Origin of the sequence: Nocardia sp. NPDC127526 (genome assembly GCF_042672265.1) — a bacterium.
Taxonomy (GTDB): domain Bacteria; phylum Actinomycetota; class Actinomycetes; order Mycobacteriales; family Mycobacteriaceae; genus Nocardia.
Genome location: NZ_JBHXVO010000045.1, coordinates 1 through 14,645, shown reverse-complemented (window position 1 = coordinate 14,645; position 14,645 = coordinate 1). Strand labels below are relative to the sequence as shown.

Annotated in this window: 13 protein-coding genes; 5 read left to right on the top strand and 8 right to left on the bottom strand. The window is 70.4% G+C overall.

What is annotated here, in order from left to right; all coding sequences use genetic code 11:
* The first annotated feature begins 87 nt into the window (after window positions 1-87).
* Window positions 88-888, top strand: coding sequence for an SAM-dependent methyltransferase (locus tag ACFVIV_RS37045; protein WP_379204673.1), 801 nt, complete (start codon window positions 88-90; stop codon window positions 886-888).
* A 358-nt stretch (window positions 889-1,246) separates the two neighbouring features.
* On the opposite strand, the gene ACFVIV_RS37040 is transcribed toward ACFVIV_RS37045, so the two are convergent.
* From ACFVIV_RS37040 to ACFVIV_RS37015, 6 genes are all read right to left on the bottom strand, one after another.
* Window positions 1,247-2,662: a PQQ-binding-like beta-propeller repeat protein gene (locus tag ACFVIV_RS37040; RefSeq protein ID WP_379204671.1), complete on the bottom strand. Its 1,416-nt coding sequence runs from the start codon at window positions 2,660-2,662 to the stop codon at window positions 1,247-1,249.
* A 306-nt stretch (window positions 2,663-2,968) separates the two neighbouring features.
* Window positions 2,969-3,844 (bottom strand): family 3 encapsulin nanocompartment shell protein, encoded by an 876-nt coding sequence (locus tag ACFVIV_RS37035; protein ID WP_379204669.1) that lies wholly within the window; start codon window positions 3,842-3,844, stop codon window positions 2,969-2,971.
* Window positions 3,838-4,653: an SDR family NAD(P)-dependent oxidoreductase gene (locus ACFVIV_RS37030; protein ID WP_379204668.1), complete on the bottom strand. Its 816-nt coding sequence runs from the start codon at window positions 4,651-4,653 to the stop codon at window positions 3,838-3,840. The genes ACFVIV_RS37035 and ACFVIV_RS37030 overlap by 7 nt, the downstream gene beginning before the upstream one ends.
* 6 nt (window positions 4,654-4,659) lie before the next feature.
* Window positions 4,660-5,589 carry a sulfotransferase gene (locus ACFVIV_RS37025; RefSeq protein WP_379204666.1) on the bottom strand — a complete coding sequence of 310 codons (930 nt, stop codon included), beginning with the start codon at window positions 5,587-5,589 and terminating at the stop codon, window positions 4,660-4,662.
* Complete coding sequence (locus ACFVIV_RS37020) at window positions 5,586-6,758, bottom strand: MFS transporter (protein ID WP_379204664.1); 1,173 nt, start codon at window positions 6,756-6,758, stop codon at window positions 5,586-5,588. Before ACFVIV_RS37020 ends, ACFVIV_RS37025 begins: the two co-directional genes overlap by 4 nt.
* A complete protein-coding gene (locus ACFVIV_RS37015; RefSeq protein ID WP_379204663.1) occupies window positions 6,755-8,050 on the bottom strand; it encodes a DegT/DnrJ/EryC1/StrS family aminotransferase in 1,296 nt (431 codons plus the stop codon). Before ACFVIV_RS37015 ends, ACFVIV_RS37020 begins: the two co-directional genes overlap by 4 nt.
* A 265-nt stretch (window positions 8,051-8,315) precedes the next feature.
* Between ACFVIV_RS37015 and ACFVIV_RS37010 the strand changes: the two genes are divergently transcribed.
* Entirely contained in the window at window positions 8,316-9,686 is a 1,371-nt protein-coding gene (locus ACFVIV_RS37010) for a dihydrolipoyl dehydrogenase family protein (RefSeq protein ID WP_379204661.1), read from the top strand.
* An 89-nt stretch (window positions 9,687-9,775) separates the two neighbouring features.
* The gene (locus ACFVIV_RS37005; RefSeq protein WP_379204659.1) at window positions 9,776-10,204 is read left to right on the top strand and encodes a CBS domain-containing protein; all 429 of its coding nucleotides are present in this window, start codon (window positions 9,776-9,778) and stop codon (window positions 10,202-10,204) included.
* A 21-nt stretch (window positions 10,205-10,225) separates the two neighbouring features.
* On the opposite strand, the gene ACFVIV_RS37000 is transcribed toward ACFVIV_RS37005, so the two are convergent.
* The gene (locus ACFVIV_RS37000; RefSeq protein ID WP_379204657.1) at window positions 10,226-10,807 is read right to left on the bottom strand and encodes a winged helix-turn-helix transcriptional regulator; all 582 of its coding nucleotides are present in this window, start codon (window positions 10,805-10,807) and stop codon (window positions 10,226-10,228) included.
* Between the two features lie 93 nt (window positions 10,808-10,900).
* Between ACFVIV_RS37000 and ACFVIV_RS36995 the strand changes: the two genes are divergently transcribed.
* Window positions 10,901-12,112, top strand: coding sequence for a pyridoxal phosphate-dependent aminotransferase (locus tag ACFVIV_RS36995; RefSeq protein ID WP_379204655.1), 1,212 nt, complete (start codon window positions 10,901-10,903; stop codon window positions 12,110-12,112).
* Between the two features lies 1 nt (window position 12,113).
* Here ACFVIV_RS36995 and ACFVIV_RS36990 read toward each other — a convergent pair whose 3' ends face one another.
* The gene (locus ACFVIV_RS36990; protein WP_379204653.1) at window positions 12,114-13,895 is read right to left on the bottom strand and encodes a thiamine pyrophosphate-requiring protein; all 1,782 of its coding nucleotides are present in this window, start codon (window positions 13,893-13,895) and stop codon (window positions 12,114-12,116) included.
* A gap of 254 nt (window positions 13,896-14,149) precedes the next feature.
* Here ACFVIV_RS36990 and ACFVIV_RS36985 point away from each other — a divergent pair, with 254 nt between their 5' ends.
* A complete protein-coding gene (locus tag ACFVIV_RS36985) occupies window positions 14,150-14,608 on the top strand; it encodes a VOC family protein (RefSeq protein WP_379204651.1) in 459 nt (152 codons plus the stop codon).
* Window positions 14,609-14,645 lie beyond the last annotated feature (37 nt).

Here is a 14,645-nt window from a genome sequence, read left to right as displayed (position 1 = left end):
GCGCACGTAGTCCGTGCTCTCGCAAGCCGTTTCCGCCTGTGCGCAGCCACAGCTTGGCTACGATCGCAGGAGACGAGGGGAGGTGCGGTGGCGGAGGCCGGTCGCGTCCCGGTCGGAGCGGATCCATCCCAGCCGAATGCGGCGCGGGTGTACAACTATCTGCTCGGGGGCAAGGACAACTACGAGGTCGACCAGCAGGTCGCCCATCGGATGCTCGCGGTCGATCCGGCCACCCGGCGGCTGGCCTGGTTCAGCCGCCGGTTCCTGCTCTACGGCGTGGAACTGGCGGCGCGCCACGGGATTCGGCAGTTCCTCGACCTCGGCGCCGGCATCCCCATCGCACCGCACGTGCACGAGGTGGCGCGGAAGGAGCAGCCGGCGGCGCGCGTGGTGGCCGTCGACTACGACCCGGTCGTGCACGCGCACACCAATGCCCTGCTGGCGGGCACGCCCGGGGTGACCTCCCTGCTCGCGGATGTGCGCGACACCGAGGAGCTGATCGACCGGCTGCGCACCGAGGAACTCGTCGACTTCACGCAGCCGGTGGCCCTGCTGATCGTCGGGGTGCTGCATTTCATCATGGACGAGGAGAAGCCGCACGAGGTGATCGCCCGCTTCCGGGATGTGCTGGCGCCGGGCAGCTATCTGGTGTTCACCCAGGCCTCCGACAGCACCGCCGCGGAGTTCATGAATCAGACCGGAGACGACACCGGCGGCAGTCCCGCCCAGGTCGCCTACCGCAGCCGGGAGCAGGCGCAGCGCTTCCTCGACGGATTCGAGGACATGGAGAAGGGCCTGGCGCCGCTGCAGCAATGGTTCGACACCGAGCTGCTGATCACCAAACTGGTGATCTACGGCGGCATCGGACGCAAACCCGCGCCCCCCTGACCCGGGCCCATCCGGGCGCTCGAGCGGTACGAATTGCAGTGTGCGGTACCGCGTCTCGCCAGCACCGGGCCGGACGCCCCCATGCGCCCATCGTCCGGGGTTGCGCCCAGCGTGCGAACCCCTGTCCGTGCCCTCGCCGCATCGGCGGCCGCCGTGCTGCTGTGCCTGTAACCCGGAGTCGCCGACGCCGATCCGGTCGCAGCCGGCGGCTGCCGGGAGCTGCGATTCCCGGTCCCGCAGGGCAGTCTCGCCGCCACCCTCTGCCTGCCGGATCGACCGGCCGACACCGTGCTGGTGCTGATGGCGGGCTCCAACGCGCGCAACACCGACAATCATTTGCCAAGGCAGCTATTCCGCCTTATGCGGCAGCGTATCCGGTGAAGTCGTGGGCGGTCGTCACGACCAGGCGACCGCCCAGGGCCGTGACCCCGGTCCGGAGGTAGGGTCTGCCGCTGGGCGGCAAGGGCATCGACCAGGCGGTCGAGCCGTCCGCGACGTCGATCGCGTGCACGGTGCTGCCGTCGGTCAGAATGAGGTGGGTGGCGTCGGTGACGCCGCTGTACAGCGTGTAGCGCGAGGCGTTCGCGAACGGCGCCGGTTGCTGCCAGATCGGTTGTCCGTCGGTGAGATCCAGGCCGGTCAGCTCGGTGCCCTCGGCCGATCGCACGATCACGGTGGTACCGACGATGCCCATGATCGCATTCGCGCGTCCGGCGGTGTCGGGGTATCCGATCCGCGCATTGGTCCATAGGGTCGCACCCGTGGTGCGCTCGTAGGCGCTTTCGCCGGTCAGGATCGGCGGCGGTGCCGCGGTCGCGGTGGGATACCAGTCGACGATGAAACCGGCATTGGCGACCTCGGTGATCGGCGCGCCGGTGCGGTCGACGAGCAGGACCCGTCCTGTGCTCCAGCCGTTTTCGACCACCTGCACGGCGAGGAGGCCGCCGTCGAAGGCCTTGGCGAAGGGACCGGTGAACAAGAAGTCGCCGGTGCGCAGATCGTAGACGCGCATGTCCTTGCCGCGCCCGTCCAGGAAGTAGTCGCGCGAATCGATGCCGGGTGCGACCGGCTCGCCGGGCACCGGCGCCGGATAGGTCCGCCGCCACGCGGCGTCGATCGCGGCGGCGGTGCCGCGGGTGATGATGGCGGTCATCCTGTCCGCGGTGCGGCCGGCGACCGACACGACGCCCTCGCGCACCGTCACGTCCACGACCTCGAAGTCGGTGGTGTGGTCGCCGAGCACCGCGCCCGAGGCGGCGTCGAGGATCAGCACGCGGTGCGGGCCGAGGCAGGCCAATTGTCCGTCGACGACGACTTCGCGGCAGTGCGAGAGCTCGCCGACCTCGGTCGTCCAGCGCAGCCGGCCGGTGGCGGGGTCGATGCCGTGCAACCGCACCGGTCCCACGGGCAGGCCGGCGTCGTCGCCCGCTCGCGGCTCGCCGGGCACCGCGGTGGCGGCGACGATCGTCGTCCCGGCATCCGTCGGCGAGCCGTATCCGTAGTAGCGGTTCAGGCTGCCCGGCATCGACATCAGGACCGCGCCGGGCGCATCGGACAGGTCGGCGGCGCGCAGCGTCCATTGCGGCACCGGAGTCGAATCGAGCCGATCCGCGATCAGGAACCGCCCGTCGGTCACGGGCGCCGCCTGCGGCTCCTCGGCCGATCGGGTCACCCACGCCACCGCGCCGAGACCCGCCACCACCGCCACGATCAGCACCGCGATCCAGATCCCGCGCCTGCCTCCTCCGGTGAACCGTCGTGCCGCCGTGGGCATTCGGCGCTCTCCTCCCCGCATCGATGTGAAACGACGTCGACCGGGAACTGGTGGCGGGGCCTTCTCGGGCGATGCCGCCACCAGTTCCCGGTGATCATCTGCCCAGTACCTCGTCGGGGGTGGCGGGGGCGTTACGGGAGGGGGAAGGGGTTGGGGGACAGGGTGCGGTGGACCATGGCGGTGAGGGTGACGATGTGGAATACAGGCAATTCGCGCGCGCACCACCGTCCGGCCACTCCGGCGCCGATGACCGCGACATCGGGATCGGTGCGCTCGAAGGGCGTTTCGTGGCCGGTTACGGTGGGACTAGATGCTGACCAGGAAGAAGCTGGTGGGCAGGTTCACCACGACGCGCTCGTAGATTTCGGCCTGCAGCGCGATGCCGGGTTCGGCGAAGGTGCCCGCGGGTGGTTCGGCGAAGCGGATGACCGAGCGTCCGGCGTCGAAAAGCTGTGCGCCGTGGCCGAAGTCGCCGACCAGGGCGGTGCCGGGATCGACCAGGCGGGTGCGGACGATGAACACGCCGTTGTCTTCGAGGTCCTGCATGAGCCGGCCCGCACCCAGGGCGAGGTAGTAGTCGGCCGGATTGATGATCAAACCGTCGGCGGTGCCGCCCATCTGCTCGACCTCGTTGCAGGCCCGCAGGATGGTGGAGGCGTACGGCCCGGGTGAGGTCATGCGCTCGCCGCCCGCCATGGCGAGCAGCCCGTGCGGGCCGCACAGGATGGTGTGGTTCTCGGCGGTGCACAGCCGCACGATGAGCCGGTAGTTGACGAAGGCCTCGAAGGTGTCGGGATCCTCCCACAATCGGTCGGGCACCTGCACCCAGGCGGTGGTGGTGAGCAGCTCGGGAATGGGCGATTTGTGGAAGCGGCTGGCCAGCTCGCGCCGCACCTCGGCTCCGGCGATGGGGGTGTCGCCGGGGATGGGCGGGGCTTCGTGCCAATAGAATTCGCGCGGATCCCGGGACAGGTCGATGGTGCGTAGCATGTTGCGGGCCGGATAGCGGGATTTGCGCCGGGAGCTGGTGAGCGAGTCGGTGATGGTGACGTCGTAGTCGACCGCGGCGTGCAGGCCGTCGCGCGCACAGGCTTCGACGAACATCCGCCCGGGGGAGAATTCGCGTTTGCGGTCGGCGACGACCTGCGCCAGTGTCGGTTTGATGGTGTCGGACTTCAGCATGTCTGCTCCCGGGGGACGTAGTGGGTGGCGGAGGCGCCGAGCACGCTGGCGCCGCCGTCGATGAGCTGGACGGTGCCGGTGATGTAGCCGGCGCGGGTGCTGGCCAGAAACGCTGCCGCAGCGGCGATTTCCTCGGGGCGGGCGATGCGCCCGAGTGCGGTGTGCGCGCCGACGGCCGCGAGTGCGGTCGCGACGTCGTCGCCGCGTTGGGCGACAACGCGTTCCAGCAGGGGTGTGTGGGTGGCGGCGGGGGCGAGCACGTTGACGGTGACGCCGTCGCGCCCGGTGTCGGCGGCCAGGGCTTGGGCGAAGCGCACGATCGCTGCCCGGGTCACCCCCGACAGTGCCAGCCCGCTGTTGGGCACGGCGGCGGTTTCGGAGGCCACGAACAGAATTCGCCCCCACCGTCCGGCGCGCAGGTGTGGCAGCGCGGTGAGGGCGAGGTCGACCGCGGGCAGGAGCACCGTGTCCACGGCGGCCCGGTAGTCCGCGGGTGCGAAGGCCGCGGCCGGGCCGGTCGGCGGGGTGGGGCCGCCGGCGACCACGATGTGCAGGGCCCCGAATGCGGTGGCCACCTCCTCGATCCAGCGGGTGGTCGCGGCGCTGTCGGTGATGTCCACGCCGGTGGCGTGCACGCGCCCGCGCGCCGTCTCCTTGACGAGGCGTTCGGCTTCGGCGAGCCGGGCCGGGTCGCGGGCGCCCAGGGCGATGTGCGCGCCTTCGGCGGCCAGTTCGCGGGCGATGGCCAGCCCGATGCCGCTGGATCCGCCCGCGATGAGCGCGACCTTGTCGGTCAGTCCCAGATCCACTGTCGCTCACTCCTTTCGGGTGCCGGTGAGGTAGCCGTAGCGCCAGGCCAGCGGCCAGGACAGGGCGGTGACGGTGCGCCGGGCGGGGGCGGGCAGCCCGGCGCGCCAGGCGTCGTCGGTGGGGCGGATGAGGGTGGCGCCGGTGTGGAAGCGGTCGGGATTGCCGGTGACGGTGTGGTTGCGGTGCAGCTCCACGGTGCGCCCGCGCATCGGGCTCAGCACCGGGTCGGTGCCGACCAGCCGCAGCAGCGCGTCGATGCCGGCGGCCGGGTCGGCGATGAAGTCTTCGTACCGCAGGAACATCGACCGGCGCCGATGCCGGCGGGTGAGCGCGTGCGCGGCGAGGTTGAATCCGGTCCAGTAGCCGGTGGATTTGCCCGGCGGCAGCGCGTACACGTATTCCTTGGGCTTGCTCCAGGATTGGGCCGTGGCGCGCGGGTCGCGCACCAGGTGCACGTAGTAGGGGGTGATGCCGTCCAGGTGGGCCAGTAGCGCCGATTCGCCGGGCATCTTGGAGGTGTCGACGATGACGCGGGAATCGCTGCGGTCGGCGATGGCGTGGTAGACCTGGCCCATCAGGTCGGCGTGCGCGCGCAGATCGGCGTTGTAGACCCCGCTGCGCAGCACCCGCCAGGTGTGGCGGGTGCGGACCGTGGCGAGCTGGCGGCGGATGACGGTGTTGGCGTGGGCTTCCAGGGTCGTGCCGGGGGGCCGCCCGATGGGCAGGATGGCCGACCAGTAGGGGCAGTCGACGAGTTTGAGCCCGCAGCCGCATTGTTCGTTGGCGCCGCGCCCGGCGGCGTTCTTCCACAGGAAGTGCAGTTCGCCGACGTGGAAGAAGCCGGGGATCTCGTTGAGGATATTGCCGATGATGGTGCTGCCGTTGCGGCACCAGCCGGTGATGCACAAGACCGTGATCTGCGGTGTGGTCGTCATCTGCCGACTCCCTTCTCAGCCGGTGCCGAGACCGGTTGCCCAATCGTGTAACCCAGCGCCGCCGCGGCCAGGGCGCAGCCGGCCGCGGCCACGAACACGGCCCGGTAACCGAATCCGGCGGCGATGGCCCCGGTGGCCGGGCCCCACACGAACAGGCCCAGATCCCAGAACGAGGTGTAGGCGCCCAGGGCCGCACCCTGTTTGGTGGCGTCGGCGCGGTTCATGACCAGCAGCGCCAGCGACGGGTGCAGCAGCGAGAACCCCGCACCCATGACGAGCACGCCGGCGATCGCGACGGGCAGGTTCGGGGCGGCGGCGATGATGAGCAGCCCGGCCGCTTCGCCGATGCCGGAGACCGTGGCCACGCCGCGGGGGCCGAGCTGGTCGGGCAGGTGCCCGATGAACAGCCGGGTGCCGGCGTAGACGGCGCTGAAGACGCTGAGCACGACGGCGCCCGAACCGATTCCGCGCAGGTCCAGGTCGCGGATGATGAAGGCGGCCAGGCCCACGTAGCCGGCGGCGGCCAGTGCGAGGGCCAGGCCGGGCAGCGCGGCGGGCCGCAGCATCAGCCCGCGGCCCCCGCCGGGCGCGGTGGCCGGTGGCGGCGTGACCGTGCTGATCAGGGCCATGCCCACCACGGGCAGGGCGGCACAGAAGAGCCAGACCGCGCCGACGCCGAGGCTGCCCAGGGCGGCGCCGGTGGCGGTGCCCAGGGAGATGCCGCCCCACATGGCGACCCCGTAGAGCCCGATCACCTGCCCGCGCCGCTGCTGCGGGGCGAGCGCGACCGCCCAGGCCGCGCCCGCGGTGAACAGGGCGGCCTCGCCCAGGCCCGCGAGCAGCCGCACCGCCAGCAGCCCGGCCAAACCCAGTGGCACGAAATACAGCACCCCGGCGACGGCGACGGCCAGGGCCCCGAATCGCATGACGGTGCGCGGCCCGTGCCGGTCGGCGAGCCCGCCGAACCAGGGGCGGGTGAGCAGCGCGGTGAGCGCGGTGGCGGTGACCGCGAGCCCGACCGCGAGGTCACCGGCGCCGAATTCGGCGCGGACGTGGCCGGGCAGCACCGGAATGGCCGCTGCCAGACCGAGATAGCCGCAGAACAGTCCCCCGAACACCCCGGCCAGCGCCAGGCGCGGCAGTGCGCCCGTCTGCGAGGATGCGGTCATCGGTGCCCGGCCGGTGCGGACATCGGGTCGGCCTCGGCGCTGGGCAGCGCGGCGGCGACCTTGCGCACGGCCGCGACGAGATCCGCGCAGTCCTCCGGTGTCAGCGTCGAGGACAGCGGCACGTCCACCGCCTCCCGCAGATAGCCGGTGGCGCGGGGCAGCAACCGCTGCACCGCGCCGGTGTCCATGCCGCGGAACAGGAACCGCCAATTCCAGAAGGCGCGAATATTGTGATCGGAGTCCGAGCCCAGATTGCGGGCCTCGATGCCTTCGGCGCGCAGGGCCTGCACGAACCACGGTGCGCGGGCGCCGCCGACCCGGAAGATGAAGGCCTCGCCGAGGTAGGCGCCGGGCGCGACCGGGCGGCGGATGGCGATGGCGTCGAGGTCGGCGAGCGCGGCGGCGACGCGGTCGTAGTTGCTGCGGAAGGCCGCCAGCCGCAACGGTAGTCGCGCCAGTTCCGAGCGCAGCAGGGCGGCGCGGATCTCGTCCATGCGGAAGCTGAACAACGGCAGATCCAGATCGGTGGCCAGGGGTGGTTCGCCGCCGGGGAAGTGTCGCCGCAACCGGCCCTCGTAGGCGCCCGACAGCACGGTGGCGCGGGCGAACAGGGCGCTGTCGTCGGTGAGCAGGAACCCGCCCTCCCCGCTGTTGAGCGATTTGTCGGACTGGGTGCTGAATGCGCCCGCCAGCCCGAAGGTGCCCAGCTTGCGGCCGTCCAGCTCGGCCCCGAGCGCCGGGACGGCGTCCTCGAACACCGGCACGCCCTGCTCGTCGGCGAAGCGGCTCAGCGCGGCCATGTCCCCGGCGAATCCGCGCATGTGCACCACCACGATCGCGGTGATGCGCGGTGTCCAGCGGCGGCGCAGATCCTCGACGTCCAGGTGCAGGTTCTCGTCGACGTCGACGAGGAAGGGCGTGCACCCGGCGAGCAGGATGGCGCTGGGGGTGGCGGCGAAGGTGAAACCGGGACAGGCGATCAGGGATCCGGGTTCGATGCCCGCGGCCATGATGGCCAGCGCCAGTGCCGTGGTGCCCGAAGAGGTTGCCAGGGCGTGGCGGGAGCCGAAGAACTCGCACAGCTCGGCCTCGAACTGCGCGCACTCGGTGTCCTGGGGCGGGCGGTAGTCGTAGCGGAAGTACAGGTGGCTGCGCAGGGCGCGCAGGGCGGCGTCCTCGTCCTCGGGGTGCACGCACACCGCGCCGCGGTCGTAGGTGGGCCAGGGTGTTCGCCGCACCGGATCGCCGCCGTGAAGGGCCAGCAAAGAGTCGTCAATCCCACTGTGCGCCATAGGGTTTCCTGTCAAGACTGCCGTTCGTGGATCGGTGCTGCCGCCCGATTGTCGGCAAGGGTACGCCCAATTGGTCGCTTGCACAGACATTCTCGACAACTTCGCTGCGAAACCGGCAGTCTGCGAACCTGTTTCACGAAACACGCAGTGTTGCTAGCCGTTTTGCCCAGCATCGCCGATGCTGACCATTCGATGACGGAGCCGGGTCGGCGGGGCCGCGCGCATTACGGTGGAACGAAACGCCGACGAGGGAAAAGGAGCGGTCATGGGCGCCGACACCGTGGATGCCGTGGTCATCGGGATGGGACCGGGCGGTGAGGACGCGGCGACCCGGCTGGCGCGCGCCGGGCTGTCGGTGATCGGCGTGGAGGCCCGCCTCGTCGGCGGCGAATGCCCGTACTACGCGTGCGTGCCCACCAAGGCGATGGTGCGGGCCGCGGGCGTGCTGGCCGAGGCGCGGCGGGTGGACGGGCTGGCCGGGACGGCGGCGGTGCGCCCGCAGTGGGGTGTGGTGGCGGCGCGGGTCCGCGAGGAGATCACCGATAACTGGGACAATGCCGTCGCGGTGGAGCGGTTCGAGAAGGCCGGGGGCCGGCTCGTGCGCGGGTGGGGGCGGATCTCGGCGCCGGGTGAGGTAACCGTGGCGACCGAGGAGGGGGAGCGGGTGCTGCGGGCGCGCACGGCGATCGTGCTCAATCCCGGGACCGCGCCGCTGGTTCCGTCCCTGCCGGGCCTCGCGGGCACGCCCTACTGGACCAACCGCGAGGCCGTGGCGGTCACCGCGGTGCCCGAATCGCTGATCGTGCTCGGCGGCGGCCCGGTGGGGGTGGAGTTCGCGCAGATCTTCGCGCGCTTCGGGGCGCGGGTCACGGTGGTGGCCAATCGGCTGCTGCCCCAGGACGAGCCGGAGGCGGGCCGGCTGCTGGCCGAGGTGTTCCAGGCCGAGGGCATCACGGTGCGCGCCGGGCGCGGCGCCGCGGTGCGCCACGACGGGCAGGGATTCACCGTCGAGCTCGACCGGGGCGAACCGGTGCGCGCCCGGCACCTGCTGGTGGCGACCGGGCGGCGCACCACTATCGCGGGCCTCGGTCTCGGCGTGCTCGGGGTGGACGAGGACGCGACATCCATTCCCGTCGATGAGCGCATGCGGGTCGCCGACGGCGTGTGGGCCATCGGCGACGTCACCGGTCAGGGGGCCTTTACACATGTGTCGATGTATCAGGGCCGCATCGCCGCGCAGGACATCCTGGGCGAACTCGCCGAACCCGCGCAGTATCGGGCCGTGCCGCGGGTGACGTTCACCGATCCGGAGGTGGGCTCGGTGGGGTTGACCGAGGAACGCGCGCGGGCCGCGGGATCGACCGTCCGCACCGGCTGTTCGCAGCTCCCGTCCTCCACGCGCGGCTGGCTGCATAAATCCGGCAATGCCGGGTTCATCAAGCTCATCGAGGACGCCGACCGGGGTGTGCTGGTGGGCGCGACCTCGGTGGGCCCCGACGGCGGGGAGGTGCTGGCGGCGCTGGCCGTGGCGGTGCACGCGCAGGTGCCCACGCACGCGCTGCGGGAGATGATCTTCGCCTATCCGACCTTCCATCGCGCTATCGAGCCCGCGCTGGACGCCCTCGTTTCCGGTTAGATATCGCCGCGTAATCGTTGCTGGTCACCGGCTCGTGAACGGTCCATGCTGAGAGACGGCGGTGATCGGATCACACGGGTGGTGGACATATGCGAATCTCGGAAATCCTGCGTCGTAAGGCGACCGGCGTCATCACGATCGCACCGGATGCGACGGTGCGCGAACTGCTACGAGTGCTCGCGACACACAATGTCGGCGCGGTGGTGGTCTCGCCGGACGGGGTGGCGATGGCGGGCATCGTCTCCGAGCGCGATATCGTGCGCAACCTGCACAGCGACGGGGCGGCGCTGCTGGAGGTGCCGGTCTCGGAGATCATGACCGCGACCCTGCACACCTGCTCGCCCGAGGACCGGGTGGAGACGCTCAACCACACCATGACCCGCCATCGCATCCGGCATCTGCCGGTCATGGAGGGCGGGCGCATGGTCGGCATCGTCAGCATCGGCGACGTGGTCAAGAGCCAGATCTCCGAGCTGGAAACCGAACGCGAACACCTGGTGCGCTACCTGCAGAGCTGAGCGGCGGCGACCGCGCCGCGGTCAGCGCGCGCGGTCTTCCAGGACATCGGCGAGGGACTCGGCGCCGGTGGCGATGGCGATCGCCCGGTTCAGGTCCAGGTGCAGCACCAGATCCGCGACCGCCGCCGGCCCGTCGTGATGGGACAGGCCGGTCTCGGTGATCACGTAGTGGAACACGCTCTCCCCGATGTGCACGGTGACCGTGCCCGCCGCAATCCGCTGCGCGAGCGCGCGTCCCAGCGGCAGGGCGAACCAGTGCGCGCGCACCGCGTCGGTGGCGCGCCGCTCACCCAGCAGCGGGGTGCCCCACGCGGACAGGGCGTCGAGCACCGTGCGCAAACCCGCACCGGCTGCAGTGAGTTCGTAGACCGCGGTGGAGGTGCGCGGCCCGGCCTTGCGGCGGGTCAGGATGCCGTCGCGTTCGAGGTCCTTGAGCCGTGCCGCCAGCATGTCGGTGCTGATTCCGGGTAGGTCGGCGAACAGATCGCTGTATCGGCGCGGTCCGGAACACAATTCGCGGACCACCAGCAGGCTCCAGCGATCACCGACGGTGTCGAGGGCGCGGCTGAGCGCGCAGTAGTGGTCATAGCTTCGGCGTGGCACGCTCCCACTGTAACCAAGAACTTGGAAATTCAAAGTGCAAACTTGGATTTACCAAGTAGAGTGTGCGGCAACGACTTCGAGAAGAGGATGTTCATGCAGGTCAAGCAGTCGAGCAAGCTGGCGGGAGTGTCGTATGAGATCCGCGGTCCGGTGGCCGAGCACGCCGCCCGGCTCGAGGCCGAGGGCCATCACGTGGTGAAGCTCAATACCGGCAATCCGCTGACCTTCGGGTTCGAGGCGCCGGCGGAGATCCTGCAGGACATCGTGCGCAACCTGCCCGCCTCGGCCGGCTACGTCACCTCCAAGGGGCTGCTCTCGGCGCGGCGCGCGGTGGTGCAGTACTACCAGACCCTGGGCGTGGACGGGGTCGACGTGGAGGAGGTGTTCCTGGGCAACGGCGTCTCCGAGCTGATCATGATGGCCATGACGGCGCTGCTCGAGACCGGCGACGAAGTGCTGGTTCCGGCGCCGGATTTCCCGTTGTGGACCGCGGCCACGGTGCTCAACGGCGGCCGCCCGGTGCACTACCTCTGCGACGAGGGCGCCGACTGGTTCCCGGATGTGGCCGATATCGAGGCCAAGGTGTCCGATCGCACGCGCGCGATCGTGCTCATCAACCCGAACAATCCGACCGGTGCGGTGTATTCGCCGGAGGTGGTGCGCCAGGTCCTCGAGGTGGCGCGCCGCCACAATCTGGTGGTGTTCGCCGACGAGATCTACGACAAGATCCTCTACGACGATCTGACCCACACCGCCACCGCGTCGCTGGCCCCGGATCTGCTGGTGCTGACCTTCTCCGGGCTGTCGAAGTCCTATCGCGCCGCGGGTTTCCGGTCCGGGTGGCTGGTGGTGTCGGGGCCGACCCAGCACGCGGAGAACTATCTCGAGGGCCTGACCATGCTGGCGGGATTGCGGTTGTGTGCGAATGTGCCCGCGCAGCAGGCGATTCAGGCGGCGCTGGGCGGGCATCAGAGCATCTACGATCTGACCCTGCCCGGTGGCCGGTTGCGCGAGCAGCGCGACCGCACCTTCGAGGCGCTCAATGCGCTGCCCGGCATCTCGTGTGTCAAGCCCAAGGGGGCGCTGTATGCGTTCCCGCGCATCGACCTGCAGGTGTATCCGATCCGCAGCGACGAGCAGTTCGTGCTGGATCTGCTGTTGCAGGAGAAGATCCACATCGTGCAGGGCACGGGCTTCAATTGGCCGCGCCCGGACCATTTCCGGATCGTGACCCTGCCGCACGCCGATGACCTCGAAGCGATCATCGAGCGCATCGGCCGGTTCCTGGAGACCTACCGCCAGTAGGTCAGGGCCGGAACTCCTGGGCCTTGGTCTTGGCGCCCTGCACCATCACGTGCCAGGCCTGCGGGTCCCCGCGCAGCAGCGCCAGGCCCATGTCCTTGATCTGGTCGTAGGTGGCGTGCGGCGGGATGGGCGGCACCTCCGGATCGCAGTGCACGTCGATCAGCACCGGGGCGTCGGCGGCCAGGGCGCGGTCCCAGGCGGGTGCGAGGGCGTCGGGATCGTCGATGGGGATGGCCTGGAAACCCATGCAGCGGGCCAGATCGGCGTAGGAGACGTCGGGCAGGGTTTGCGACTGCTCGAATTTGGGGGACCCGCCCATGGCGCGCAGTTCCCAGGTGACCTGGTTGAGGTCGTTGTTGTGGAAGACGCACACGATCAGGCGCGGGTCGGTCCAGGCGCGGTGATAGCGGGCGATGGTGAGCAGTTCGGCCAGCCCGTTCATCTGCATGGCCCCGTCGCCGACCAGGGCGACGACGGGCCGGTCGGGGTGGGCGAACTTGGCGCCGAGGGCGTAGGGGACACCGGAGCCCATGGTGGCCAGGGTGCCCGACAGCGAGCCGCGCATCTCGGCGCGCAGGCGCAGGCAGCGGGCATACCAGTTGGTGGAGGAGCCGGAATCGGCGGTGACGACGGCATTGTCGGGCAGGCGCTGCGACAGCTCCCACACCACGCGCATGGGGTTGACCGGTTCGGCGTCGAGCATCGCCTGGTGTTCGACGGTCTCCCACCAGCGGGTGACGTGGTGTTCCACGGTTTCGCGCCATTCCAGGTCGCGCCGCGGCGCCAGTAGCGGGATCAGTTCGCGCAGGGTGGCTTTGGCGTCGCCGATGAGGTTGACCTCGGTGGGGTAGCGGATGCCGATCATGGTGCCGTCGAGGTCGATCTGCACGGCGCGGGCCTGATCGAGGTCGGGCAGGAATTGGGTGTAGGGGAAATTGGAGCCGATGATCAGCAGGGTGTCGCAGTCGCGCATGAGCTCGTAGCTGGGGCGGCTGCCGAGCAGGCCGATGGGGCCGGTGACGAACGGCAGATCGTCGGGCAGCACGTCCTTGCCGAGCAGGGCCTTCGCCACGCCTGCGCCGGTGAGGTCGGCGACCTGGAGCACCTCGGCGGCCGCGCCGCGCGCGCCCTGGCCGATGAGGATGGCCACGCGGCTGCCGGCATTGATGATCTCGGCGGCGCGTTCGAGGTCGGCGCGCGGCGGCACGGTGGTGGCGGGCAGGGCGGCGGGCGCGCTGGAGGGGGCCTGCTTGAACTCGTGCCGGGGTGGCTCATAGGTCTCCTCCTGCAGATCGGAGGGAATGATCAGCGCCGTGGGGGCGCGGCGGGTCGCGGCCGTGCGGAAGGCGCGGTCGAGGGCGTTGGGCAGCTGGCTGGGGACGTTCACCTCGACGAGGTAGTCCGAAGCGACGTCCTTGAACAGGGCCTGCAGATCCACCTCCTGCTGGTAGCTGCTGCCCATGGCGCTGCGCGCGGTCTGCCCGACCAGGGCGACCACGGGCACGTGGTCGAGTTTGGCGTCGTAGAGCCCGTTGAGCAGATGGATCGCGCCCGGACCGGAGGTGGCCAGGCACACCCCTACGCGCCCACTGAATTTCGCGTATCCGACCGCGGTGAGGGCGGCGGTCTCCTCGTGGCGGGCCTGGATGAATTGCGGCTGGTTGTCGGCGCGCCCGAGGGCGGCGATCAATCCGTTGATGCCGTCGCCGGGGTAGCCGAAGACGTGGTCGACGCCCCATTCGCGCAACCGCCCCACCACATGATCGGAAACATCTGTCGACATCGGCCTTCTCCGTCCGCTGCTCGTCAACCCTGTCGAGGGCGAGCTACCCGCTCTGGTGGCGATCAATCGCCGCGCGTGCTCTGGTGGCGATCAATCGCCGCGCGTGCTCTGGTGGCGATCAATCGCCGCGCGTGCGCACGACGGAAGGGGCGGGAGAAAAATTCTTCGAGAAATTTCGGCGGATACGTCGAAGGGCGGGGGCCGGTTCCGACCAGAGTGTGAAAGCAGCTCACCAACCTCGCAAGGAGCCCGCCATGTCCACCACCGTCAACACCTTCTTCTGGTTCGACAACCAGGCCGAGCAGGCCGCCGCCTTCTACACCTCGGTGGTTCCCGAATCCCGCATCGTCGATACCACCCGCACCCCCGACGGCGCGGTGTTCACCGTGCAGCTCGAGCTGGCCGGGCACGCGCTCACCCTGCTCAACGGCGGGCCGGGCCACGAGTTCACCGATGCGGCCTCGATCCAGGTCGTGGTGGACACCCAGGCCGAGATCGACCGGCTGTGGGCGGCGCTGACCGAGGGCGGTGAGCCCGGGCCGTGCGGGTGGCTGACCGACAAGTACGGCGTGAGCTGGCAGGTGGCCCCCGCCGATCTGCCCAAGCTGATGGCGGCCACCGATCCCGCGCGCCTGGCCGCGCTCACCACGGCGCTGCGCGGCATGTCGAAAATCGATGTGCAGGCCCTGCGCGACGCCTACGATCGCGCCTGATCATCCTGGCGCGGCGGGAGGTTCGCGGTGATGCGAA